22 protein-coding genes are annotated in these 23,651 nt (G+C 65.5%); 12 read left to right on the top strand and 10 right to left on the bottom strand.

The window, feature by feature from the left end; all coding sequences use genetic code 11:
- Positions 1-127: 127 nt before the first annotated feature.
- Positions 128-1,672 carry a M48 family metalloprotease gene (locus G3574_RS06320; protein WP_407941645.1) on the bottom strand — a complete coding sequence of 515 codons (1,545 nt, stop codon included), beginning with the start codon at positions 1,670-1,672 and terminating at the stop codon, positions 128-130.
- 56 nt (positions 1,673-1,728) lie between these two features.
- Here G3574_RS06320 and moaC point away from each other — a divergent pair, with 56 nt between their 5' ends.
- Entirely contained in the window at positions 1,729-2,304 is a 576-nt protein-coding gene (gene moaC / locus G3574_RS06325; protein ID WP_163961183.1) for a cyclic pyranopterin monophosphate synthase MoaC, read from the top strand.
- 40 nt (positions 2,305-2,344) lie between these two features.
- Here the strand turns inward: moaC and G3574_RS06330 are convergent, their stop codons facing one another.
- The 7 genes from G3574_RS06330 to recA all read right to left on the bottom strand — a co-directional run bounded on the left by G3574_RS06330 (position 2,345) and on the right by recA (position 8,719).
- On the bottom strand, positions 2,345-3,154 hold the full coding sequence (locus tag G3574_RS06330) for a Stp1/IreP family PP2C-type Ser/Thr phosphatase (protein WP_163961184.1): 810 nt from the start codon (positions 3,152-3,154) through the stop codon (positions 2,345-2,347).
- Positions 3,155-3,223: 69 nt separating this feature from the next.
- Positions 3,224-3,961, bottom strand: coding sequence for a TerC family protein (locus G3574_RS06335; protein ID WP_163961185.1), 738 nt, complete (start codon positions 3,959-3,961; stop codon positions 3,224-3,226).
- A gap of 168 nt (positions 3,962-4,129) precedes the next feature.
- Positions 4,130-5,011 (bottom strand): succinate--CoA ligase subunit alpha, encoded by an 882-nt coding sequence (sucD, locus tag G3574_RS06340; RefSeq protein ID WP_163961186.1) that lies wholly within the window; start codon positions 5,009-5,011, stop codon positions 4,130-4,132.
- 17 nt (positions 5,012-5,028) lie between these two features.
- Entirely contained in the window at positions 5,029-6,195 is a 1,167-nt protein-coding gene (gene sucC / locus G3574_RS06345) for an ADP-forming succinate--CoA ligase subunit beta (RefSeq protein ID WP_163961187.1), read from the bottom strand.
- Positions 6,196-6,241: 46 nt separating this feature from the next.
- Entirely contained in the window at positions 6,242-6,823 is a 582-nt protein-coding gene (locus tag G3574_RS06350; RefSeq protein ID WP_163961188.1) for a DUF2889 domain-containing protein, read from the bottom strand.
- 232 nt (positions 6,824-7,055) lie between these two features.
- Entirely contained in the window at positions 7,056-7,508 is a 453-nt protein-coding gene (gene recX, locus G3574_RS06355; RefSeq protein WP_163961189.1) for a recombination regulator RecX, read from the bottom strand.
- A gap of 164 nt (positions 7,509-7,672) precedes the next feature.
- Positions 7,673-8,719, bottom strand: coding sequence for a recombinase RecA (recA, locus tag G3574_RS06360; RefSeq protein WP_163961190.1), 1,047 nt, complete (start codon positions 8,717-8,719; stop codon positions 7,673-7,675).
- A gap of 316 nt (positions 8,720-9,035) precedes the next feature.
- On the opposite strand from recA, the gene G3574_RS06365 reads away from it, so the two are divergent.
- From G3574_RS06365 to G3574_RS06400, 8 genes are all read left to right on the top strand, one after another.
- Entirely contained in the window at positions 9,036-9,740 is a 705-nt protein-coding gene (locus G3574_RS06365; protein WP_163961191.1) for a response regulator transcription factor, read from the top strand.
- Between the two features lie 7 nt (positions 9,741-9,747).
- Positions 9,748-11,316, top strand: a complete 1,569-nt coding sequence (locus G3574_RS06370) for a sensor histidine kinase (protein WP_163961192.1) — start codon at positions 9,748-9,750, stop codon at positions 11,314-11,316.
- Positions 11,317-11,320: 4 nt separating this feature from the next.
- Positions 11,321-11,605, top strand: coding sequence for a DUF4212 domain-containing protein (locus G3574_RS06375; RefSeq protein WP_163961193.1), 285 nt, complete (start codon positions 11,321-11,323; stop codon positions 11,603-11,605).
- On the top strand, positions 11,595-13,631 hold the full coding sequence (locus G3574_RS06380) for a sodium:solute symporter family protein (protein WP_163961194.1): 2,037 nt from the start codon (positions 11,595-11,597) through the stop codon (positions 13,629-13,631). The genes G3574_RS06375 and G3574_RS06380 overlap by 11 nt, the downstream gene beginning before the upstream one ends.
- Positions 13,632-13,811: 180 nt before the next feature.
- Entirely contained in the window at positions 13,812-15,227 is a 1,416-nt protein-coding gene (locus G3574_RS06385) for a circularly permuted type 2 ATP-grasp protein (protein ID WP_163961369.1), read from the top strand.
- 69 nt (positions 15,228-15,296) lie between these two features.
- Positions 15,297-16,271: an alpha-E domain-containing protein gene (locus G3574_RS06390; RefSeq protein WP_163961195.1), complete on the top strand. Its 975-nt coding sequence runs from the start codon at positions 15,297-15,299 to the stop codon at positions 16,269-16,271.
- Positions 16,272-16,280: 9 nt separating this feature from the next.
- Positions 16,281-17,096 carry a transglutaminase family protein gene (locus G3574_RS06395; protein ID WP_163961196.1) on the top strand — a complete coding sequence of 272 codons (816 nt, stop codon included), beginning with the start codon at positions 16,281-16,283 and terminating at the stop codon, positions 17,094-17,096.
- A 76-nt stretch (positions 17,097-17,172) separates the two neighbouring features.
- On the top strand, positions 17,173-18,051 hold the full coding sequence (locus tag G3574_RS06400; RefSeq protein ID WP_163961197.1) for a peptidase: 879 nt from the start codon (positions 17,173-17,175) through the stop codon (positions 18,049-18,051).
- A gap of 23 nt (positions 18,052-18,074) precedes the next feature.
- Here the strand turns inward: G3574_RS06400 and G3574_RS06405 are convergent, their stop codons facing one another.
- On the bottom strand, positions 18,075-18,656 hold the full coding sequence (locus G3574_RS06405; RefSeq protein ID WP_163961199.1) for a BPSL1445 family SYLF domain-containing lipoprotein: 582 nt from the start codon (positions 18,654-18,656) through the stop codon (positions 18,075-18,077).
- On the opposite strand from G3574_RS06405, the gene G3574_RS06410 reads away from it, so the two are divergent.
- The 3 genes from G3574_RS06410 (at position 18,655) to G3574_RS06420 (ending at position 22,373) form a co-directional block, all read left to right on the top strand.
- Complete coding sequence (locus G3574_RS06410) at positions 18,655-18,981, top strand: hypothetical protein (RefSeq protein ID WP_163961201.1); 327 nt, start codon at positions 18,655-18,657, stop codon at positions 18,979-18,981. The genes G3574_RS06405 and G3574_RS06410 overlap by 2 nt on opposite strands.
- 156 nt (positions 18,982-19,137) lie before the next feature.
- Positions 19,138-20,502 (top strand): hypothetical protein, encoded by a 1,365-nt coding sequence (locus tag G3574_RS06415; RefSeq protein ID WP_163961203.1) that lies wholly within the window; start codon positions 19,138-19,140, stop codon positions 20,500-20,502.
- On the top strand, positions 20,499-22,373 hold the full coding sequence (locus G3574_RS06420) for an MORN repeat-containing protein (protein ID WP_163961205.1): 1,875 nt from the start codon (positions 20,499-20,501) through the stop codon (positions 22,371-22,373). Before G3574_RS06415 ends, G3574_RS06420 begins: the two co-directional genes overlap by 4 nt.
- 169 nt (positions 22,374-22,542) lie before the next feature.
- Here the strand turns inward: G3574_RS06420 and purM are convergent, their stop codons facing one another.
- Positions 22,543-23,586, bottom strand: coding sequence for a phosphoribosylformylglycinamidine cyclo-ligase (gene purM, locus G3574_RS06425; RefSeq protein WP_163961207.1), 1,044 nt, complete (start codon positions 23,584-23,586; stop codon positions 22,543-22,545).
- Positions 23,587-23,651: the final 65 nt, after the last annotated feature.

Below are 23,651 nucleotides of genomic sequence, written 5' to 3' on the forward strand. Positions count from 1 at the left end.
GCGGATTTCCGTCATTTCCGCGCTGGCGGGAATCCCACTGTGCGCTTCTCCGGACGACCGAAATGGGATCCCCGCCTTCGCGGGGATGACGGAGGGTTGCAGGAATGCCTGCGAACAGCCCCTCCCCTCAAAGCTTCTCCTTCTGCCCTTCCTTCATCTGATCCCGCCACTGCGCCTTCCAATCCCGCTCCCGCGCATCGATCAGCGACTGATCATAAAACGACGCATCCGGCGCCCGCCGCGCAATCCCGAGCTGATCCATCGCCGCCGGCAACGCGCCATTCAATGCATACGATTCCGCCAGCGCGAGATGCTGCAGCGCCTGCTTGCCCTGCGCCGCGTAGGCCTTGGCAAGCTGGTCCTGCAATTGGGGTTCCTGGCGGTAGAGCTGGGCCTGGTCGCGCAGGTAGGCGACCGCGTCGTCGAGCCTGCCGGCGGCGATCAGGCTGTCGGCGTACTGGCGCGCGATGCCGCGCGACAGCGGAAACTTGGCGCGCGCGGCGTCGGCTTCCTTGAGCGCATCGGCAGCCTTGCCCTGCGCCAGCTTGATGTCGATGGCGAGGTTGGTGAAGTTGACGTTCTGGATCGGCGCGGCGGGGCCCTGCGTGGCGGCGACGGCCTGCTGCAGCAGTTCCTGCGCCTTGTCGGGATTGCCTTGCTTGAGCGCGGCGAACGCCAGGCCATATTTGGCGGCGGCGAGCTGGTTGCGCGTCTTGCCCTGGGCCTGCATGTCGAGGGCGCCGACCGCATCGAGCAAGCCTTGCGGGGTGAGATCCTGCAGCACGCGGACACGCGCCCGGATGAGATGAAAGTCCAGGCTGTCCGCGCGCTGGCGGTAACGCATGTCGCGCGTGCGCGCCTGGATGTCGGCGATGCGCTCCGTCGTCAGCGGGTGGGAACGCAGGTAGGCCGGGGCGGAATCGTTGTAGGCGCGGGTCGCGGTCTGCAGGCGGCCGAAGAAGGACACCATGCCCGAGGTATCGAAGCCGGCTTCCTTCATGATCGACAGGCCGACGCGGTCGGCCTCGCGCTCGGCGTCGCGGCTGAAGTTGAGCTGGCGCTGGATCGCCATGCCCTGTCCGCCCATGAGCAGGGCGGTAGAAGCATCGGGGCTGCTGCGTGCGGCGAGCGCGGCGAGCACCAGCGAGGCCAGCGGGATCAGCGCGTCCTGGCGCTGCTTGCCGAGCATGCGGGCGATGTGCCGCTGGGAGACGTGGCCGATCTCGTGCGCCAGCACCGAGGCCAGTTCCGATTCGTTCTGCGCCGCCAGCAGAAGCGCGGAATGCACGCCGATGAAGCCGCCCGGCAGGGCGAAGGCATTGATCATCGGGTCGCGTACCGCGAAAAAGAAAAAGTCATAGCCCGCTTCGCCCCGGGCTTCGGGAAAGGCGGACAGCAGCGTGCCGCCGAAGGTGTTGAGATATTCGATGACCGGCGCGTCGTCGAGGTAGTCGCGGTCGCGCCGGATCTCGCGGATGATCTGTTCGCCAAGCTTGCGCTCCATGAGGGGCGACAACTCTTCGCGCTCGGTATCGCCCAGGCTCGGCAGGTTTTGCGCGGGCGCGGAGGTTGTCGTTGCCGCAAGCGGCAGCCCGATCAGGATTGCCAATGCGGCAGCACGTGCCGCGCGCGGCAGGCCGGGAAAAGAGAGGGAGGAAAGTGGAAGTTTCACGGTGCTATGATACCGCCACTTCGGCCACGATCAAGACCAGTCAACGTCTGTTACCCATGAGCAAAACCACCTCCTCGCACGCATCCGCATCCAGCGCGGCAAGCACCTCCCAAGGCACGTCATCGGCCAGCGCGAGCAGCGGCGCCGGCGTTTCCTCCACGGGCCTGACCCACTTCGATGCGGGCGGCCAGGCCCACATGGTGGACGTCGGCGCCAAGGACGAAACCCATCGCGTCGCCGTCGCCAGCGGCGTGATCCGCATGCTGCCCGCGACCCTGGCGATCATCGAGTCCGGCACGGCAAAGAAGGGGGACGTGCTCGGCATCGCGCGCATCGCCGCGATCATGGCGGCGAAGAAGACCAGCGACCTGATACCGCTTTGCCATCCGCTCGCGCTGACCCGCGTGGCGGTGGATTTCGATATCGACCGCGAGGCCTCCGCCATCGCCTGCAGCGCGCGCGTCGAGACCCATGGCAAGACCGGCGTGGAAATGGAGGCGCTGACCGCCGTGCAGGTAGGCTTGCTGACCATCTACGACATGTGCAAGGCGGTCGACCGCGGCATGACGATGACGGATGTGCGCGTGCGCGAGAAACAGGGCGGCAAGTCGGGGACCTGGTCGGCGGATTGATTCTGGCGCTTTGCCGCCGGCGCGGTTCAGGGCCGGCGGTTCAGGACATCCAGCCGCGCAGGCGTTCGAGCAGGCCGTTGCGCCCGCCATCGTTGGCATCGGCCGAGGATGTTGCCTGGCGGAACAGGATGACGGAGATGTTGTCATTTCCGCCTTGGCGATTCGCTTCATCCACCAGGATGCCGCAGGTCGCATCCAGATCGGTGCCATGCTGCTTCAGGATGGCGAGGATGGCGTTGTCGTCCAGCATGTCGGACAAGCCGTCGGAACACAGCAGGTAGAGATCGCCCGCCTGCATGGCGTGCACATGCACTTCCGCTTCCATCATGCTGTCGACGCCGACGGCGCGCGTGACGAGGTTGCGGTTGGCGGCATAGCGGGCCTGTTCAACGGTGAGCAGGCCGGCATCGATTTGTTCCTGGAGCAGGGAATGGTCCCGGGTGAGCTGCAGCAGGTTGTCGCTGCGCAGCCGGTAGGCGCGGGAATCGCCGACGTGGGCGATGGTGAGGTTGCCCGGCTGCACCACCGCCACCACCAGCGTGGTCCCCATGCCGGCGTAGGCCGGCGTGGCGCGCGCTGCGGCGAGGATGGCATCGTTGGCCGAGCGGACGGCGCTTGCCAGCATCTCCGGCGTCAGCCCGTCCGGCGGATTGGCGTCATGGGCATCGCGCAGGCTGCGCACCGCGCTCTCGATGGCGATCCGGCTCGCCACTTCGCCCGCCTCGTATCCCCCCATGCCATCGGCCAGCACGACCACGCCGATGTCCGCTTCGACCGCGACTGCATCCTCGTTCTGCGAGCGAACGAGGCCGGTATCGGTCTTGGCGGCGAATTCGAGATTGACGGGCATGCAATGATTATACGGCGTTACGGCGGCGCTTCGATGCGCTTGCGCATGCCTTCTTGCAAAGGCCGGAAATCAGCCCTCGCCCTCCCCGTCCTTGTCTTGGCGCCGGGCAAGCCAGCCGCCAAGAATGATGACGGCGACGGCGCCTGCCAGCGAGGCGAGGTCGAGGTGCCAGCCGGTGCCGGGAATGACGAGGTCCGGAATCGTGATGCGTCCTTCCATCCAGCGCACGACCGCGGCATCGGAAAAGATCATGCCGCCCGCGAGGTAGCCGAGCAACCCTGCGCCGAAGGTCACCACCAGCGGGAAGCGCTCCATCAGCTTGAGCACCAGCGTGCTGCCCCACACGATGATGGGAATGCTGACCAGGATGCCGAAGGCGACCAGCATGAGCTGGTGTTCGCCGCCCGTCTGCTCGGCGGCGCTGGCGACGGCGATGACGTTGTCGATGCTCATCACCAGGTCCGCCACCACGATGGTCTTGATGGCGGTGAGCAGGCGGTCGCTGGCGGTGATGTTGTCATGGTCGTCATCGTCCTCTGCGAGCAGCTTGACGCCGATCCAGAACAGCAGCAGGCCACCGACGATCTTCAGGTAGGGAATCTGAAGCATGGTGACGGCGAAGGAGATGAGGAGGATGCGGATCGCTATCGCGCCGACCGTGCCCCAGAGGATGCCGCGGAAGCGCAAGGCGGGAGGCAGGTTGCGGCAGGCGAGCGCGATCACGATGGCGTTGTCCCCGCCCAGCAGGATATCGATCAGGATGATCTGCCCGACGGCGAGCCAGTTGAGATTCAGCAGGAAATCCATGGGGGAAGTTGGGGTCCGGAAAACAGAACGGGAGGCAATTGCCTCCCGTATGGTAGTGCAGCTTACGCCGTAGCGCTTGCGATCATGTCATCGTCAGGCGGGATGCCGGCGGTTCCGCCCCGGATCGGTGGCGCGGCTTTCCCGGAGGACCGCGCCACGTCCGGCGATTTACAGCGCTGCCTTCAGCAGGCGTCCCATTTCGGACGGGTTCTTGGTGACCTTGATGCCGCAGGCTTCCATGATGTCCAGCTTGGCCTGCGCGGTGTCGGCGCCGCCGGAGATCAGCGCGCCGGCGTGGCCCATGCGCTTGCCCGGAGGCGCGGTCACACCCGCGATGAAGCCGATGACCGGCTTCTTCATGTTGCCCTTGATCCATTCGGCGGCGTTGGCTTCGTCGGGTCCGCCGATCTCGCCGATCATGATGACTGCGTCGGTATCCGGATCGTCGTTGAACATCTTCATGACGTCGATGTGCTTCAGCCCGTTGATCGGATCGCCGCCGATGCCGACCGCGGAGGACTGGCCGAGGCCGAGGGCGGTGAGCTGGCCCACGGCTTCATAGGTCAGCGTGCCCGAGCGGGACACGACGCCGATGCGGCCCTTCTTGTGGATGTGGCCGGGCATGATGCCGATCTTGATTTCGTCGGGCGTGATCAGGCCGGGGCAGTTCGGGCCCAGCAGCAGGGTCTTGCTGCCGGCCTTCTTCATGCGGTCCTTGACTTCCAGCATGTCGCGCACGGGGATGCCTTCGGTAATGCAGATGGCGAGGTCGAGTTCGGCTTCGACGGCTTCCCAGATCGCGGCGGCGGCGCCCGCGGGCGGCACGTAGATCACGGAAACGGTGGCGCCGGTCTGGGCCTTGGCGTCCTTGACGTTGGCGAAGATGGGAATGCCTTCGAAATCTTCACCGGCCTTCTTCGGGTTCACGCCGGCGACGAAGCAGTTCTTGCCATTGGCGTAATCGCGGCACATGCGGGTGTGGAACTGGCCGGTCTTGCCGGTGATGCCTTGGGTAATGACTTTGGTGTCTTTGTTGATCAGGATCGACATGTGTTTTCCTTCTGCGATTATTTACCGTTGGCCGCGGCGACGACCTTCTGCGCGGCTTCTTCCATGGTGTCGGCGGCGATGATCGGCAGGCCCGATTCCGCGAGCATCTTCTTGCCGAGGTCTTCGTTGGTGCCCTTCATGCGCACCACCAGCGGCACGCTCAGCGATACCGCCTTGGAAGCGGCAATCACGCCTTCGGCAATCACGTCGCAGCGCATGATGCCGCCGAAGATGTTCACCAGGATGGCTCTCAGGTTGGGGTTCGTCAGCATCAGCTTGAAGGCTTCGGTCACCTTCTCGGTGGTGGCGCCGCCGCCCACGTCGAGGAAGTTGGCCGGCTCGCCGCCGAACAGCTTGATGGTGTCCATGGTGGCCATGGCCAGGCCGGCGCCGTTCACCAGGCAGCCGATGTTGCCGTCGAGGGAAATGTACGCGAGGTCGAATTTGGAGGCTTCGATTTCAGCCGGATCTTCTTCATCGAGGTCGCGCATGGCGACGATCTCGGGATGGCGGAACAGCGCGTTGGAATCGAAGTTGAACTTGGCGTCGAGGGCGATGACCTTGCCGTCGCCGGTGAGGATCAGGGGGTTGATTTCCGCGAGGGAGGAGTCGGTTTCCCAGTAAGCCTGGTAGAGGCCTTGCAGCTGCTTGCGCGCGTCGGCGATGGAGCCTTGCGGCACGCCGATCTTGGCGGCGATGCTGTCGGCGTCGACGTCGGTCAGGCCGGTTGCCGGGTCGATCACGACCTTGTGGATGAGCTCAGGGTGCTTCTCGGCGACTTCCTCGATGTCCATGCCGCCTTCGCTGGAAGCCATCAGCACGACGCGCTGGGAAACGCGGTCGGTGACCATGGAGACGTAGAGTTCCTTCTTGATGTCGGCGCCTTCTTCGATCAGCAGGCGGCGGACCTTCTGGCCCTCGGGACCGGTCTGGTGCGTGACCAGCTGCATGCCCATGATGGCGTTGGCGTATTCCTTGACCTGGTCGAGGGACTTGGCAACCTTCACGCCGCCGCCCTTGCCGCGGCCGCCGGCATGGATCTGTGCCTTGACGACCCACACCGGGCCTCCAAGAGTTTCGGCGGCCTTGACCGCTTCCTCAACGGAGAAGCACGGGATACCGCGCGGAACCGTTACCCCGAACTTGCGGAGGATTTCTTTGCCCTGATACTCATGGATTTTCATGCGAGCTTCCCTTCAGACGCTTATTGAGAAATGAACTTGGTTGCAACTAGGTGGATTCGGTTTCCGCGGCAGGCTGGATGGCCCAGCGCGGATAGTACTTGGCGACCGCCTCGCCATCGGTGCGCAGGGCATGGCAGCGGTCGAGCTGGAAAGGCTTGGTCGCCTGGGCGCCGCCGCTGGCGCCGTCGCGGGTGTCGATCACCTCGCCGGCAAAGGCCTGGATGGCGGCGGTCGGCAGCACCATGGCGAGCTCGGTGAGATGCGTGCAACCCTGGGTGCCGGCAAGCCGCTGCTTGACGCCGTCGCGGAACCCCTTGTACAGGTTCAGTCCGACCAGCTTGGCATAGTCGGGACCGATGGTGTCGCAGTAGCCTGGATACGGCACGGCATCGGAGACCGCGCCCGCGGCAACGATGTTGAGTTCGCGATCGATGGTGATGCGCAGCCAGAGGTCGTGCATGGGATGGCCGGCGGGACGGATGCCGGACGCCAGCTTGCTGTCGCGGGTCTTGATGTCGGTGATATGCGCGTCGATGTCCCACAATCCATCATCGCGGGCATAGGCCTCGATCTGGATCGCGCGAGTGTGCTTGAGCGCACGGCGGGAAGTCGGCGTTGGTAAGGGCATTCGGACTACTGCCTGTGAAGCGGCAACGAAAGAAGCCGCATTTGCGTGTCGTCGCCGCAGTTTCTACGGCAACAGCCGCTCATGCGGCGCTGCAAAAACCCACGAAGTGTAGCACAGGTCAGGAAGCGATTACCATTTGTTGAATCCGCGCATCCTCTGCGGGAAGGCGCGAAAATGACGGGATGAGGCGGGGGCGGCCGCGGTCGGCCGTGAAACCCGCTGTCAGTATTGACTACTCTTCCTCGGGCAGGTTTTTCATCGCCGCCTGGATGGCGCCGAGGGAGAACCCGCGCTGCTGGAGAAAACGCATCTGCTTCGCGCGCTCGGCGGCGTCGGCGGGAGGCTGGGAAAATTTCCTGCGCCAGACTTCGCGGGCTCGCGCCGCTTCGTCCTGGCGAAGATCAGACTTGATCTGGGAGAGCGCTTCACCATTGATGCCGTGGCTCTGCAACTCGGAAAGGATACGACTGTTGCCGAAGCGCGCGGCGCGCCGGTTGACGAGCGATTCGGTGAAGCGGGATTCGGAAAGAAACTTGGCTGCTTCGAGCTGGTCGAGCAAGGCTTCGACGTCGTCGCCTTCCTGGGCATAGCGTGAAAGCTTGCGGGCAAGCTCGATACGGCTGTGTTCGCGATTGGACAAATACTTCAGGGCCCGCGCCTTCAGACTCATTTGCATTCTTGCCATGGGTGTCTGCCGACGCGGGCCCCTCACGTGAAGTAACTTGGTGCTCACACCCCGTTCAACGCCGGTTGCCGGAGCGGGGTGATGATGTGATGCTGATTGCCTGCCAACTGCCTACCGGTCGCATGCCGCCGCTTCTTTCCACGACGGCATGCGGATGATGCCTGTTACTCAGCCGCTTCCGCGGAAACGGCCGGCAGCAGGGGAACACCGAGCGAAGCACGCACTTTGTTCTCGATTTCGCGAGCCAGTTCCGGATGCTCTTTCAGATAGTTGCGGGCGTTGTCCTTGCCCTGGCCGATGCGCTCGCCGTTGTAGCTGTACCATGCGCCCGACTTTTCAACGATCTTGGCTTCCGCGCCGAGGTCGAGGATTTCGCCTTCACGGGACGTGCCTTCCCCGTAGAGGATGTCGAAATGGGCTTCCTTGAAGGGAGGCGCCACCTTGTTCTTAACGACCTTCACCTTGGTCTCGTTGCCGATGACCTCGTCGCCCGACTTGATGGAGCCGGTACGGCGGATGTCGAGACGCACGGATGCGTAGAACTTCAGTGCATTGCCGCCGGTCGTGGTTTCGGGGTTGCCGAACATCACGCCGATCTTCATGCGGATCTGGTTGATGAAGATGACCAGGGTATTGGTGCGGTTGATGCTGCCGGTCAGCTTGCGCAGCGCCTGGGACATCAGGCGGGCCTGCAGGCCGGGGAGCGAGTCGCCCATGTCGCCTTCGATTTCGGCGCGCGGCGTCAGCGCGGCGACGGAGTCGACGACCACCATGTCGACGCTGCCGGAGCGGACGAGCGCATCACAGATTTCCAATGCCTGCTCGCCGGTATCCGGCTGGGAGATCAGGAGTTCGGACAGATTGACGCCGAGTTTCTGCGCATAGATCACGTCCAGGGCATGCTCGGCATCGATGAAGGCACAGGTACCGCCCAGGCGCTGCATCTCGGCGATAGCTTGCAGGGTCAGCGTGGTTTTACCGGAGGATTCCGGGCCGTAGATCTCGACCACGCGGCCGCGCGGCAACCCGCCGACGCCAAGCGCGATATCCAGGCCGAGCGAGCCGGTCGACACGACCTGCACTTCTTCCGCGACCGCGCCGTCCACCATGCGCATCACGGAGCCCTTGCCGAACTGCTTCTCGATTTGTGCCAACGCTGCGGCGAGGGCCTTGCTCTTTTCCGGATTTTGCGCTGCTTTCTTGTCGTCCATATTTGTATTCAGACCTATGTGAATGAAGGAATTGGGGAGCCGGCAATCGCTTCACTTACTGCTTTGTTTTTGCAAGATATTTTGCCAAAAAACAAGTGTTTGACCCCGGATCTGCACTCAACGCTACAGCCCATACTGTATAAAAATCCAGTGCTTTTTGCAAGCGAAATCTGGCTTTGGCGGACAGTTTTTGCAGGGTTCGCGAGGCACCGACCGCCTTGCCGGAAAAGGGAAAATCAGTGCCGTTTCCGTGCTTTCCTTGCCCCTCCGGGGGAAAGGCAATAGACTAAAGTAAAACGATTGCAGAGTGCCAACAATGCGTATTTTGCTTGCTGAAGACGACAGTGTACTTGCTGACGGCCTGACCCGCTCGCTGCGGCAGTCCGGCTACGCGACCGACTGCGTCAAGAACGGCCTGGAAGCGGATACCGCGCTCTCGACCCAGGATTTCGACCTGCTGATCCTCGACCTCGGCCTGCCGAAGATGGCCGGCCTGGAAGTGCTGCGGCGCCTGCGGGCGCGCAACTCGCGCCTGCCGGTGCTGATCCTGACCGCCGGCGACTCGATCGAGCAGCGCGTCAAGGGCCTCGACCTCGGCGCCGACGACTTCATGGCCAAGCCCTTCGCCCTGTCGGAACTCGAGGCCCGGGTGCGCGCCCTGACGCGGCGCGGCGCCGGCGGCGGTCCCACCGTCATCCGCCACGGCCCGCTTACCTATGATCAGGTCGGCCGCATCGCCTACATGAACGACCAGATGCTCGACCTCTCGGCGCGCGAACTCGGCCTGCTGGAAGTGCTGCTGCAGCGGACCGGCCGCCTGGTGTCCAAGGAGCAACTCGTCGACCACCTCTGCGAATGGGGCGAGGAAGTCAGCAACAATGCCATCGAGGTCTACGTCCACCGCCTGCGCAAGAAGATCGAGAGCGGCGGCGTGCGCATCGCCACCGTGCGCGGCCTCGGCTACTGCCTCGAAAAGCTGCCGGAGCATGCCGGCAACCAGGCCGGCGCCGGCCTCAACTGAATGACCCATGAGTGATGCCGGGCCCATGGACGGGCACCCCGATCCGAGCGCGCCCCCTCCCCCCGCGCCTCCCCGGCGGCTTGCCGGTCCGGTCGCCACCAAGCCCGAGGAACGCATCCAGCGTTCGCTGTTCGGCGAGATCCTCGACTGGATGCTCGTGCCGCTGCTCCTGCTGTGGCCGATGAGCATCGCCATCACCTACCTCGTGGCGAAGTCGATCGCCAACCATCCCTTCGACCGCGCGCTCGACGACAACGTCACGGTACTGGCGCAGCAGGTCAGGCAGGTCAACGGCCAGGTGATCGTCAACATGCCCCGGCCCGCGCGCGACATCCTGCGCGCCGACGACATCGACTCGGTGTTCTTCCAGGTGCTTGGCACGCATGGCGAATTCGTCGACGGCGACCGCGACTTCCCGCTGCCGCCGGCCGACGAAGAGCGGCCGCCCTCCACAACCGTGCAGTTCCGCAACGATACTTTCCGCGGCAACGAGGTGCGCGTGGCCTACGTGTTCGTGGACCTGCGGCCCATGTCCCCGGCGGTGGCGCAGCAGCGGGGCGGCGAGGACATGGCGCTGGTGCAGGTCGGGGAAACGCTGGACAAGCGGGCGCACCTCGCCAACGAAATCATCAAGGGCGTGATCCTGCCCCAGTTCATCATCCTGCCGGTGGCGCTGTCGCTGGTCTGGTTCGCCCTGTCGCGCGGCCTGTCGCCGCTGGCCGAACTGCAGCAGCACATCCGCGCGCGCCGGCCCGACGACCTGAGCCCGATCGACTCCGGCCAGGTGCCCGAGGAAATCTCGCCCCTCGTGCGTTCGCTCAACGACATGCTCGAACGCCTCTCGCAGAGCATCCACATGCAGAAGCGCTTCATCGCAGACGCGGCGCACCAGATGAAGACGCCGCTGGCCGGCATGCGCATGCAGTCCGAACTGGCGCTGCGCGAGACCGACATGGCGGAAATCCACCGCTCGCTGGAGCAGCTTTCCAAGAGTTCGGAATCCGCCACGCGCCTCGTCAACCAGCTGCTGGCGCTGGCGCGCGCCGAAAACCAGACGCCGGAGTCCAAGCCCTTCCAGCCGGTCGAGCTCAACGAGCTTGCCCGCAATGTGGTTCAGGACTGGGTGCAGGCGTCGTTCTCGCATCGCATCGACCTCGGCTTCGAGCAGCCCGGCCATCCCATCATGGTCCATGGCAATCCGGTGATGCTGCGCGAGCTGCTGAGCAACCTGATCGACAACGCGGTGCGCTACACGCCGCCCGGCGGCAGCGTCACGGTGCGGGTGCGGGCCGATGCCATCGAGGGACTCGCCATCCTGGAGGTCGAGGATACCGGGCCGGGCATTCCGCCGGCCGAACGCGGGCATGTGTTCGAGCGTTTCTACCGCATCCTCGGCAGCAACGTCGAGGGCAGCGGCCTGGGCCTGTCCATTGTGCGCGAGATCGCCCAGCAGCACGATGCCGAGGTGGACATCCTCAACAACCCGCACGCCGCCGACCCCAGGCATCCCGGCAGCCTGTTCCGCGTCAGCCTGCGGATGGAGGAGCCGCCCGAATTCATCGAGGACATCGGTTAGCGCCATGCCGGATCGCGAACGCGCAGCCCAGGCCAGACTGGGCGCCTACTGGCGACGAACCCGCCGCCTGACCATCATGCTCCTGCTGGTGTGGTTCCTGAGCACCTTCCTGATCGTGTTCTTCGCGCGCGAGCTCTCCGGGATCGAGGTGCTGGGCTGGCCCGTCTCGTTCTACATGGCGGCGCAGGGCCTGATCCTGATCTACCTGGCCATCATTGGCATCTACGTGCTGCGCATGCAGAAGCTGGATGCCTTGCTTGGCCACTCCGAGGAGGACGATGAGCACTAGAAAGTTCCAGCAGCGCCTGGGCATCTACTACGGCTGGTACACCCTCGGCTTCATCGTCTTCCTGATCGCGCTCGCCATCCTGGAGCGGGAGGGCATTCCGCGCCAGTGGATCGGCTACCTGTTCCTGTTCTCGACCATCGTGCTCTACGCCGGCATCGGCATCATCAGCCGCACGTCCGACGTGTCCGAGTACTACGTCGCCGGGCGCCGCGTGCCGGCGGTATTCAACGGCATGGCCACCGCCGCCGACTGGATGTCGGCCGCCAGCTTCATCAGCCTGGCGGGCGGCATGTACCTGCTCGGCTTCGACGGCCTCGCCTACATCCTCGGCTGGACCGGAGGCTTCTGCCTGGTGGCGCTGCTGCTGGCGCCCTACCTGAACAAGTTCGGCCAGTACACCGTGCCCGACTTCCTGGCCACGCGCTACGCCGGCGGCGCTGGCTCCGACCTGGTGCGCATCCTCGCGGTGGGCGCGACGGTGCTGGTGTCGTTCACCTACGTCGTGGCGCAGATCTACGGCGTCGGCCTGATCACCTCGCGCTTCACCGGCGTGGACTTCTCGGTGGGGATCTTCCTGGGGCTGGCGAGCATCCTGGTCTGCTCCTTCCTCGGCGGCATGCGCGCCATCACCTGGACCCAGGTGGCGCAGTACATCATCATGCTGATCGCCTACATGATCCCGGTGCTGTGGCTGTCCGCCAAGCACACCGACGTTCCCGTGCCCCAGCTTTCCTACGGCGCGGTGCTGAGCCAGCTCGGCGAGCGCGAGAAGGAACTGAACGCCGATCCGCGCGAACTTCAGGTGCGCGCCATCTACCGGCAGCGCGCCGACGACCTCGACGCCAGGATCGCCGACCTGCCCCGCTCCTGGGAAACCGGCCGGCTGGAATTGCAGCGGCACGTCGAGGAACTCAAGCGCGGCAACGCGTCCCTGCTCGACCTCAAGGCGGCGAACCGCGCGCTTGCCATCTATCCGAAGGATCCGGCGGACGCGCAGCGCAAGTGGACCGAGGCGCGCGCCGCGAACATCGCCCGCGCCGAACCGGTGGTGCCGCACAAGCAACCGTTCCCGGGCAAGGACAAGGCCGCCTCGGACGCGAAGCGCAACAACTTCCTGGCGCTGGCGCTGTGCCTGATGCTCGGCACCGCCGCCCTGCCCCACGTGCTGATCCGCTACTACACCACGCCCACGGTGCGCGAGACCCGCCGCTCGGTATTCTGGACGCTGTTCTTCATCCTCCTGCTGTACATCACGGTGCCGGCGCTGGCGGTGCTGGTGAAGTTCGACATCTATACCTCGCTGGTCGGCTCGGAATTCTCCAAGCTGCCGGCCTGGGTGTCGTACTGGGCGAACATCGACAAGATCGCGCCGCTGGTCAGCATCTCAGACCTGAACCACGACGGCATCGTGCAGCTTGCCGAGATCTCGCTGGACGGCGACATCGTGGTGCTGGCCACGCCCGAGATCGCCGGCCTGCCCTACGTCATATCCGGCCTGATCGCCGCCGGCGGGCTGGCGGCGGCCCTGTCCACCGCCGACGGCCTGCTGCTGACCATTTCGAACGCCCTGTCGCACGACATCTACTACAAGACGGTGGACCCGCTGGCTTCCACCCAGAAGCGGGTGACGATCTCCAAGCTACTGCTGCTGGTGGTGGCGCTGGTGGCCGCCTATGTCGCCTCGCTCAAGCCGGGCGACATCCTGTCCATGGTGGGCGCGGCATTTTCGCTGGCGGCGTCGGCGCTGTTCCCCGCACTGGTGTTGGGCGTTTTCTGGAAGCGCGCGAACCAGCAAGGTGCGGCGGCCGGCATGCTGCTCGGTTTTGGGGTGTGCGTGTACTACATGCTGCGCACCTATCCGGCGCTCGGCGGCTCGCCGCTCAACCAGTGGTTCAGCATCGCGCCGATTTCGGCCGGCGTGTTCGGCGTGCCCGCCGGATTGCTTGGCATCATCGTCGTCAGCCTGCTGACGCCCCCGCCGGCGCCGCGCACCAACCTGCTGGTTGACCACATCCGCACGCCCTGAGCGCGCTGCGGCGAGCTGCCGGACCTTTTGAAAACCGATTGAAAACCGTTTGAGGAACGGCATTCCCCATTGGCACATTTCTTGTTACATTGAAGCCGGCGCCTGCCGAAGACGGCATGGCGGGAACGCGAAGCAAACGACATGCGAACTACGGGCGAACGACACGAGAGCCGAGGCAAGATGGCCAACTTCTACAACGAAATGCAAGCCGGCGCGGACGGCGCGGTCCGGGAACATTACCAGGCCTTCGGCGACTGGCTGGCGGAGCAGCCGCCCGAAGGCATCGAGCGCAAGCGCGCCGAATCCGACCTCATCTTCCGCCGCGTCGGCATCACCTTCGCGGTCTATGGCAACGAAGCCGGCACCGAGCGCCTGATCCCCTTCGACATCATCCCGCGCATCATTCCCGCGTCGGAATGGCGGCAGCTCGAGGCGGGACTGGTGCAGCGGGTCAAGGCCCTGAACATGTTCATCCATGACATCTACCATGACCAGAACATCGTCAAGGCGGGCGTCATACCTGCGGAGCAGATCTTCAAGAATGCCCAGTACCGCCCGGAGATGCAGGGCATCTCGGTGGCGTCGGACATCTATGCGCACATCGCGGGCATCGACATCGTGCGCGCCGGCGAGGGCGAGTTCTACGTACTGGAAGACAACCTGCGCGTGCCGTCCGGCGTGTCCTACATGCTGGAAAACCGCAAGATGATGATGCGGCTGTTCCCCGACCTGTTCGCCCGCTACCAGGTGGCGCCGGTGGCGCACTATCCCGACATGCTGCTCGACAACCTGCGTTCCGTCGCGCCGGTGGGCGTGGACGATCCCACGGCGGTCGTCATGACGCCGGGCATGTACAACTCGGCCTATTTCGAGCACGCCTTCCTGGCGCAGCAGATGGGCATCGAGCTGGTGGAAGGCAAGGACCTATTCGTCAGCGACAACACCGTCTTCATGCGCACCACGCGCGGCCCGCGGCGGGTGGACGTGATCTATCGCCGCATCGACGACGACTTCCTCGATCCGCTGGCCTTCCGCCCGGATTCCTCGCTTGGCGTGCCGGGCCTGCTGGCCGCCTACCGCGCCGGGCGCGTGACCCTGGCCAACGCCATCGGCACCGGCGTGGCGGACGACAAGTCCATCTATCCCTACGTGCCCGACATGATCAAGTTCTACCTGTCGGAAGCGCCGATCCTGAACAACGTGCCGACCTACCAGTGCCGCAGGAAGGAAGACCTGGCCTACACGCTGGCCAACCTGTCCAAGCTCGTGGTGAAGGAAGTGCATGGCGCGGGCGGCTACGGCATGCTGGTCGGCCCGGCCTCGACCGACGCCGAGATCGAGCAGTTCCGCCAGCGCCTGCTGACGCGGCCGGACGGCTACATCGCCCAGCCCACGCTGGCGCTGTCGGCCTGCCCGACCTACGTCGACGCGGGCATCGCGCCGCGCCACATCGACCTGCGGCCCTTCGTGCTGTCGGGCAAGACCGTCTCCATGGTGAAGGGCGGCCTGACCCGGGTCGCGCTGAAGGAAGGCTCGCTGGTTGTCAACTCCTCGCAGGGCGGGGGAACGAAGGATACCTGGGTGCTGGAACGCTGATCCAGCCCGCGCAGTCAAGCGTTTGCATCGTCAACGCGCCGCCAGGCGCACAGCCGGAAAGTCACTGCCATGCTCAGCCGCACCGCCGATCACCTGTTCTGGATGGCCCGCTATACCGAGCGCGCCGAAAACACCGCGCGCATGCTCGACGTCAACGTGCAGACCGCCCTGATGCCGCAGTCCGCGCTCGCCGCCGAACAGGGCTGGCGCGCCATGCTGAGCATCTCCGAGCTGCTCGACGCCTTCGACAACAAGTACGGCCTGCTCAACAGGCGCGACGTGCTGGACTTCATGGTGCGCGATCCGGACAACCCCTCCTCCATCGTGTCCTGCCTGACGCAGGCCCGGGAGAATGCCCGCGCGGTGCGCGGCACACTGACCACCGAAGTCTGGGAAACCCACAATGCCACCTGGCTGGAAATGCAGAACAAGCTGCGCATCGGCCTGCTGGAACGCGATCCCAGCGAATTTTTCGAATGGGTGAAATACCGTTCGCATCTGTCGCGCGGCGTGACCATCGGCACCATGCTCAAGGACGAAGCCTTCTACTTCATCCGCCTCGGCACCTTCCTGGAACGCGCCGACAACACCGCCCGCCTGCTGGACGTGAAGTTCCACGGCGCGCAGGGCAGCCCCCTGGCCGACGACGGCACCTCGTCCGACGCGGCCCGGCAGGATTCGCCCGACTTCTACTACTGGGGCGCGCTGCTGCGTTCGGTGTCCGGCTTCGAGATCTACCGCAAGGTCTACCGCGACGTGATCACGCCGGAACGGGCCGCCGAGCTGCTGATGCTGCGCGGCGACATGCCGCGCTCCCTGCTGGCCTGCGTCGACGAGGTCGTCACCAACCTCCGGCACGTGCGCAACGACGTGTCCGCGGATACCGAGCGCTTTGCCGGCAAGCTGCATGCGGAGCTGCAGTTCAGCACGATCGACGAAATACTCGACGCCGGCCTGCATGATTACCTCACGCGCTTCCTGGAACGCATCAACGAACTCGCCAAACGGGTGAGCCGCGATTTCCTCGTGCCCTTCGCCGCCTGACGGAACGCCATGCTGCTCTCCATCCGCCACGAGACGGTGTACCGCTACACCGCGCCGCAGGTCTACACCATCCAGCAGCTGCGCCTCACGCCCGCCGCCGAGCCGCACCAGCGGGTGCACTCCTGGCACATCGACGCCGCGGGCAAGCTCAACGACATCACCGACGCCTATGGCAACATCGCCCAGATGCTCACCATCACCGGCCCGCATGACGAAGTGCGCATCGTCGCCGGCGGCGTCGTGGAAGTCATGCCGCTGGACCGGGGGCGCCTGCTTTCCGCGGACAAGCTGTCGCCGCTGGTCTATACCGTGCCGACCCGCCTGACGGAAGCCGACGAGGCCGTGCTGGAACTGGCGGCGAGCCAGCTCAAACCCCATGCCGGAAGATTCGGCAGCGATGCCCTGCTGGCGCTCGCCGAAGCCATCCGCGGCCGGGTGGTCTACCAGGGCGGCGTCACCGGCGTCACCACCAGCGCGGCGAATGCCCTGCGGCTCGGCGCGGGCGTCTGCCAGGACCACGCCCACCTGTTCCTCGCCTGCTGCCGCGCGCACGGCATTCCCGCGCGCTATGTCTCCGGCTACATCGACGCCGGCGACCTGTCCCACGTGGAAAGCCATGCCTGGGCCGATGCCTGGGTGGAAGAAGACGGCTTCGCCGGCTGGGTGAGCATCGACATCACCCATGCCCGCTTCAGCGGCGAAGCGCATTGCCGGGTCGCCATCGGCCGGGACTACGACTCCGCCGCGCCGGTACGCGGCGTACGCACCGGCAGCGGCCTCGAGTCGCTGCATGTGCAGGTCGATGTCTCATCCTTGCATCGCTGATTGCCGGCCTGGCAAATTTGGGAGGATTGCCTTACCGCATTGTGTAGAATGCAGATTTTGCACCCACTGCGCCATCATGACTTACTGCTGCGCCATGCGCCTCGACGCGGGGCTGGTTTTCCTGTCGGATTCCCGGACCAATGCCGGCGTGGACCAGGTAGGGACCGCGCGCAAGATGACGGTCTACGAAAACCCGGGCGACCGCGTCATGGTGCTGATGAGCGCGGGCAATCTCTCGATTTCCCAATCCATCCGGCAGGTGATCGCGGAGGAAGCGGAAGCCACCGGCGGCGGCATCTGGACCGCGAAGACCATCTACGACGCGGCATTGATCATCGGCCGCGCCATCCGCACGGTGCGTGAGCGCGACGCCGCCTCGCTGCGCGAATTCGGCATCGATTTCAACGTCAGCCTCATCTTCGGCGGGCAGATCGCCGGCGAGCGCTGCCGGCTGTTCCAGATGTACTCCGCCGGCAACTTCATCGAAGCCCACAACGAAAACACCTACTTCCAGATCGGCGAGGCCAAGTACGGCAAGCCCATCATCGACCGCATCATCACGCCCCAGACGCCCCTGGACGAAGCCGCGAAATGCGCGCTCATCTCCATGGATTCCACGCTGCGCTCCAACATTTCCGTCGGCCTGCCGCTCGACCTGCTGGTCTATGAAAACAACGACCTCGCGGTGAGCCAGTTCGTGCAGATCGACGAAAACAACCAGTATTTCAAGATGATCCGCAGTTCCTGGGGCCAGCAGCTCAAGCGGGTGTTCGGCAACATCGCCGACCCGGTCTGGAACGCGGCGCCCGAGGTCAGCGACAACGTGCTGTCCACGCTCAACCTCGTCAGCCAGCCGGTCAGAGTGACGCCGCCGCCGGCCCTGGCGCGGCATGATGCGCCGCCGGGCCCGATGCAGACCCTGGCGCAGCAAAGCGGCAATAACCTCCAGCCCTGAATTTCTGGATGGCCTGACCGTCCTCAGTCACGCAGGCGCGTGATCTTGGTGCCGGTCAGCGTCAGGTCGGCCATCAGGCCCACGTTGGTCAGCACGAACGCCACCACCGGCGCCTTCACCGAATTGATGTCGATCGCGCCGTTCGCTCCCACCCGGGCCACCGCCACGGACGCATCGACGCCGCCCGACCATCCGCCGCTGCTCTCGAACTTGTCGAGCGCGTCCTGCGTCATGAACAGGAAGATCATCGCCTTCGACTGCGCGCCGGCCTGCAGGCCGACCGAGAGCGAAGCGATGTTGTAGTACGCGTCGGGCCGGCCGCCAGCCTTCAGCACGCCGTCGCCGAACTGTCCGCCCACGCCCAGGCCAGCCGCGATCACCGAGGGGAAGACCAGCGTGCCGCGCGACTTGGCGACCAGTTCCTTGCTGCCGGGGACATTCGCATACAGGCGCGCCAGGGTGGACTCCACGCCGGCATCGACGTTGGCGTGACGGCTGCTGCCGGCCTGCGCGGACGGCTTGGTGGTGGTCGCGGTGGTGGTCGTGCCGCATCCGGAGAGCGTGGCGAGCGCGAGCGCCGCGCCGATGAGCAGTGAACGTTTCATGTCGACTCCTTTCATCCTGTGGGTTGGTGGGCCAAGTGTTGCAGGAATGATGCGGCCCGAAGCCTTCGGCCCGGATGATCCATGTCACGAAGTCGCAGAGAAGGCGATGATTTTCGTCGTGGATGCATCAAGTGCGCCACAACCGCTTCGCCCGGCTTTTTCCGTTTCGGCACACTCCCCGACAAACGCTGCCTTCCCGTCCCTGCAAGGCCTTGAAAATTCCGCCGGCCATGCCGGGCCGCCCGCTGAATTGCCGGAAGGCTATGCTATAGTAAAAATTAGTTACAACTTGCCGCGACGCCGAATGCGCGGCATCACCACTTAACCAGCGGTCTTGCCGACAACGGGGGATGCGGTGCAAATCAGGGAGCAGGCACGCCGTGATCCCGGCCGCGGGAGACATGGCGCGCGCGGCGCTTCCCTGGCTTGCCGGGCATGGCGTCTTCCGCGTCGCCGGGCCCACCACGGCAACCCTGATGGCATGAACCTTCCTTCCCCGCCCTGGCGGCGCCTGCTGCTCGCCTCGGCCGCCCTGCTCCTGGCTGCCTGCAGCGCGCCGAAGTACACCGTCGACGACGGCCGGCAGATCGATCCCGTCCTCCTGCGCAACCTCAACGCCTACAAGACCGGCCATGCGGCGCTGCGCAATGCCGCGATCCGCTCCTCCGCCTTGCGCGACGCGGAATGCGACAAGCAATGGGAGTTCCCCGTGGTGTTCGCTTCCAGCAAGGGCATGGAAGAGAACGAACGCGTCGCCTGGGTGCGCGTGGCCGGCGTGGACGAGCGCCTGACGGTGCTGGCGTCCGCCATCGCTCCGCAGCTCGAACCCGGCGACAAGATCCTGCGCATCAACGACTCTTCCTCGGTCGATCCCAAGCCGGCGCTCGAAGCCATCGCCCGCTGGCAGGAAAACGGCACCGCGTTTTCGGTGGTGACCCACAACGGCAAGAAGGTCGAGGTCAAGCCGGTCGAGGTCTGCCGCGGCCATCCCGAAATCGCCCCGCCTGCTTCGCCGCTGGTGCAGGACTACCACTGGCTCAAGAGCGTGCATCCGCTCGAGCTGTTCCAGGAAGGCCTGACCGACGACGAAGCCCTGTGGATCACGCTCTGGACCCAGGGTTTGTCCGAAGAAGCCGGCGCGCGGATGAAGACCTTCCACTACGGCACCTCGATCGCCAAGGGCATCTTCAACATCGCCACCACCGTCGCCGGCGTCAAGGGCGCGGTGATGGCCGCGCAGGCGGCCGTCAAGACGGCCCAGTCGGCCGCCACGACGCTGGCGGTAGAGCAGGTCAAAAAGCAACTCGCCAACGAAGCCTCGGACCAGGTGATGGCCAGCGTGCGCGAGAGCATCATCAACAACACCAAGAAGATGCTGATCCAGAAGCAGGCCGCCGACCAGATGGCGCTCGCCGCCGCCAACCGCGGTTCGCTGAGCGGCGTTTCCTGGGTCGCGGCCAGCGCCTTCGACAAGGCGGACCAATGGGCGCTGGAACGCATCCGCAAGCTCAATGCCGACCCGCTCGCCGCGTTCACCCTGCACCAGAAGCTGATCGGCGCGGGCTATTCCGCCAACGCCTTCCTGTTCGACGCCGAACGCCTCGACACCCTCATGACCCGCGCCGACGAGATCGGCATCCGCGACGAGGTGGTGGCCGTCCTGAATGGCACTTCGCCCGACACCGCGGGACTGGCGCCGGCAAGCATGCCGCTCAGCTCGGACATGCCCGCTTCCGACATGGTGTTGCAGTCCGCCGATCCGGCAAGGTCCGCCGGCGCCGACCTGCTGATGTCGGATTCGAACACTTCCCTAGACCTGCCGCTCGAAACCAAGAACAAGCCATGAAGCATTTCGTCCGAACCGCCGCCTGCGTGGCCGCCTTCCTGCCTGCCCTGCCCGTCCTGTCGATCGCCCAGGATGCCGGCTCCACCTTGCCGCTCGCCAGCGATGCGCCTGCCGCCAGCCGTCCGGCGGCCGCCATCGAGGCCGGGGGCGCCTCGGATTGCCAGCCGGTGATCCAGGCGCTCGATGCCGCGATCAAGACCGGACAGGCCGAACTCGACCGGCAGGACTGGATCCGGGCCACCGCCAGCCTGAAGCTGGCGGAAACCTCGGCGACGCAGGCGGCCGGCGCCTGCAGCGGCCCGCAGGCCGACGAAGCCCAGGCCCGGCTCGTCAACCTGCGCGGCATGATCCAGCTTGCCGAAGACAAGACCCGGCGCATCAAGGAATGCACCAGCCTTACGCGGCAGGCATCCAGCGTGGATGTGAAGGCCGCCATGGCCCAGGCCGCGAAAAAGGAAAGCGCCGAACTGCTGCGCCACTACGATGAGGCGGTGAAGCTCTGGACCGGCGCGGTCGACGCCTGCGACGGCCCGGCCCGCGAGCGCGCGCGCCGCAACCTGGCCGATACCGACAAGGCGCGCGCCGCCATTGCCGAACTGTCGGACTCCGGCCCGGAATGCGAGGCCGGCCACCGCGGCGCCGCGTCCATGCAGGACCTCGGCAAGCAGGCTTTCCAGGAACGGCGCTGGGCGGACGCCGCCCTGCTGTTCCGCAAGAGCGCGAGCATGTATGAAATGGCGGGGGAAAAATGCCATGGCCGCCAGGCCGACGTGGCGCAGACCCGCTTCAACCAGGTGATGGTCGACGCGCACAATGCCGAGTATTGCGCGCCGGTGTTCGACCGCGCCCGCGAGAAGGCGCAGCAGCTCAAGGCCGCCGGACCGGGAGAGCCCCTCGCCACCCGCCAGGAAATGTCCCGCAATACCGAGATCGCCTGGCGCGAGGCGGCGGTGCAATGCCGCGGCAGCGCCGCCGAGCTGGCGCTGAACAACGCACAGCGCCTGTCCAAGGAGCGCGGCACGCCCCTGCCCGACACGGTGCTGGCGGCGATCAAGGCGACGGCCGTCCAGGCCGAACCGCTGGTGCAGCTGGTGCCGCCGGCCGCGCCCGTCACCGCAACCAAGGCGGTTGCCGTGGCCGGATCCGCCGGCGCGCTGGCAACTGCCACTACGTCTGCCAGCGTACCCCCCGCCAATCCGCTGGCCGGCATCACCGACACGATCGGCTCCGTCGCCAAGCGCGTCACCTCGGCAACGACTCCCGCCGCACCAGAACCCGCCCCGGCCCAGGCCGCCGCGAAGCCGGCCGCGCCGCCCCAACCCGCCGAGTTCGATGTGAACGGCGCCAAGTTCGCAGGCGTGTTCCAGCGCGATGCGAATGGCACGACCTACTCCGGCAACGGCAGCATCACCTGGCCGAACGGCGATCGTTACAACGGCACGCTGGCGATGGGCAAGCGCGAAGGCAAGGGGAGCTTTACCTGGGCCTCCGGGCAGAGCTATGCCGGCGACTGGAAGAACGACGAGCCCAACGGCCAGGGCAGCATGCGCTTTCCGAATGGCGACCAATACGAAGGCGCGGTCATGCGCGGCATGCCCAACGGCAGCGGCAGCATGCGCTTCGCCCGCGGGGATTTCTACTCCGGGGATTTCGTGAATGGGGTGCCGCATGGGAAGGGGAGCTTCCTTGGGAAGAACGGGCACCAGTATGCGGGGCAGTGGGCTGCGGGGTTGAAGGAAGGGAATGGGACCTATACCTGGCCGAATGGCGACAAGTGGGTAGGGGTGTTCAGGAAGGATGCCCAGACGGATGACGGGGACCTGGTCCGGGCGGATGAGCAGGCGAAGGGGAAGCAGGCTTCGGCGAGTTGAGGGAATGGCGGAAGGAGATGTAGTGCTGTCATGCCTGGCTACACTTGTCATTCCCGCGTAGGCGGGAATCCCATTGTCAGTTTCTTTGGACGACCGAAATGAGACTTCCGCCTACGCGGGGACAGAGCTAGGCCGCAGTGACAAACTCAAGCGGGACCACTCCGCCCCCTCAGATCACAACCGTCTGCGCCTCATCCCCCTGCCGCTCGCGAATCTCCCCGATCCGCGACACCGTCTCCCCCGCCGCCTGCAATTGCGCGATCGCCGCATCGGCCTGATCGGCCGCCACGATCACCACCATCCCGATGCCGCAGTTGAACACGCGATGCATCTCCGCGTCCGCCACGTTGCCATGCTGCTGCAGCCAGGTGAACAGGGGCGGCATGGTCCAGGCGTCTCGATGCAGGACCGCGGTGAACTTGTCGCCCAGCACGCGGGGCACGTTCTCGACGAGGCCGCCGCCGGTGATGTGGGCCATGCCCTTGACTTCCATCGATGCCATCAGGGCCAGCAGCGGCTTGACGTAGATGCGCGTCGGGGCGAGCAGGACCTCTGCCAGGGGACGGCCGTGGAAATCGGCGTTGAGGTCGGGGTTGGCGACCGAGATGATCTTGCGCACCAGGGAATAGCCGTTGGAATGCGCGCCGGAGGAAGCGAGGCCGAGCACCACGTCGCCGGGGACGATCTTGCTGCCGTCGATGATCTTCGATTTTTCGACCGCGCCGACCGCGAAGCCGGCGAGGTCGTATTCGCCGTCGGGATACATGCTGGGCATCTCGGCGGTCTCGCCGCCGATCAGCGCGCAGCCGGCCTGCTCGCAACCCTGGGCGATGCCCTTGATGACGTCGGTGGCGGCGGCCACGTCGAGCTTGCCGCAGGCAAAGTAGTCGAGGAAGAACAGCGGTTCCGCGCCCTGCACCAGGATGTCGTTGACGCTCATCGCCACCAGGTCGATGCCCACCGTGTCATGCTTGTTCAGGTGAAACGCCAGCTTGAGCTTGGTGCCCACGCCGTCGGTGCCGGACACCAGCACCGGTTCCTTGTACTTCTTGCTCACCTCGAACAGCGCGCCGAAACCGCCGATGCCGCCGAGCACGCCTTCGCGCATGGTGCGCTTGGCAAAGGGCTTGATCGCTTCGACGAGGGCATCGCCGGCGTCGATGTCAACACCGGCGTCGCGGTAGGAAAGGGAGACGTTGGAAGTCGAACTCATGATAGGGAAATAAGGGCAGAGGCGGTAAAATAGTGAATTTGGGTGCTTTTCAGCCGCTGATGGCG

The sequence above is a fragment of the Noviherbaspirillum galbum genome, from assembly GCF_010974945.1.
Classification (GTDB): domain Bacteria; phylum Pseudomonadota; class Gammaproteobacteria; order Burkholderiales; family Burkholderiaceae_D; genus Noviherbaspirillum; species Noviherbaspirillum galbum.

Coding starts and splice junctions, on each gene's coding strand:
- sucC (WP_163961187.1), bottom strand. CDS start 6,195: ATGAAAATCCATGAGTATCAGGGCAAAGAAATCCTCCGCAAGTTCGGG.
- G3574_RS06365 (WP_163961191.1), top strand. CDS start 9,036: ATGCGTATTTTGCTTGCTGAAGACGACAGTGTACTTGCTGACGGCCTG.
- G3574_RS06385 (WP_163961369.1), top strand. CDS start 13,812: ATGGCCAACTTCTACAACGAAATGCAAGCCGGCGCGGACGGCGCGGTC.
- recA (WP_163961190.1), bottom strand. CDS start 8,719: ATGGACGACAAGAAAGCAGCGCAAAATCCGGAAAAGAGCAAGGCCCTC.
- G3574_RS06420 (WP_163961205.1), top strand. CDS start 20,499: ATGAAGCATTTCGTCCGAACCGCCGCCTGCGTGGCCGCCTTCCTGCCT.
- G3574_RS06350 (WP_163961188.1), bottom strand. CDS start 6,823: ATGCCCTTACCAACGCCGACTTCCCGCCGTGCGCTCAAGCACACTCGC.
- purM (WP_163961207.1), bottom strand. CDS start 23,586: ATGAGTTCGACTTCCAACGTCTCCCTTTCCTACCGCGACGCCGGTGTT.
- G3574_RS06335 (WP_163961185.1), bottom strand. CDS start 3,961: ATGGATTTCCTGCTGAATCTCAACTGGCTCGCCGTCGGGCAGATCATC.
- G3574_RS06370 (WP_163961192.1), top strand. CDS start 9,748: ATGAGTGATGCCGGGCCCATGGACGGGCACCCCGATCCGAGCGCGCCC.
- recX (WP_163961189.1), bottom strand. CDS start 7,508: ATGGCAAGAATGCAAATGAGTCTGAAGGCGCGGGCCCTGAAGTATTTG.
- G3574_RS06415 (WP_163961203.1), top strand. CDS start 19,138: ATGAACCTTCCTTCCCCGCCCTGGCGGCGCCTGCTGCTCGCCTCGGCC.
- G3574_RS06405 (WP_163961199.1), bottom strand. CDS start 18,656: ATGAAACGTTCACTGCTCATCGGCGCGGCGCTCGCGCTCGCCACGCTC.
- moaC (WP_163961183.1), top strand. CDS start 1,729: ATGAGCAAAACCACCTCCTCGCACGCATCCGCATCCAGCGCGGCAAGC.
- G3574_RS06380 (WP_163961194.1), top strand. CDS start 11,595: ATGAGCACTAGAAAGTTCCAGCAGCGCCTGGGCATCTACTACGGCTGG.
- G3574_RS06330 (WP_163961184.1), bottom strand. CDS start 3,154: ATGCCCGTCAATCTCGAATTCGCCGCCAAGACCGATACCGGCCTCGTT.
- sucD (WP_163961186.1), bottom strand. CDS start 5,011: ATGTCGATCCTGATCAACAAAGACACCAAAGTCATTACCCAAGGCATC.
- G3574_RS06400 (WP_163961197.1), top strand. CDS start 17,173: ATGACTTACTGCTGCGCCATGCGCCTCGACGCGGGGCTGGTTTTCCTG.
- G3574_RS06390 (WP_163961195.1), top strand. CDS start 15,297: ATGCTCAGCCGCACCGCCGATCACCTGTTCTGGATGGCCCGCTATACC.
- G3574_RS06395 (WP_163961196.1), top strand. CDS start 16,281: ATGCTGCTCTCCATCCGCCACGAGACGGTGTACCGCTACACCGCGCCG.
- G3574_RS06375 (WP_163961193.1), top strand. CDS start 11,321: ATGCCGGATCGCGAACGCGCAGCCCAGGCCAGACTGGGCGCCTACTGG.
- G3574_RS06410 (WP_163961201.1), top strand. CDS start 18,655: ATGTCGACTCCTTTCATCCTGTGGGTTGGTGGGCCAAGTGTTGCAGGA.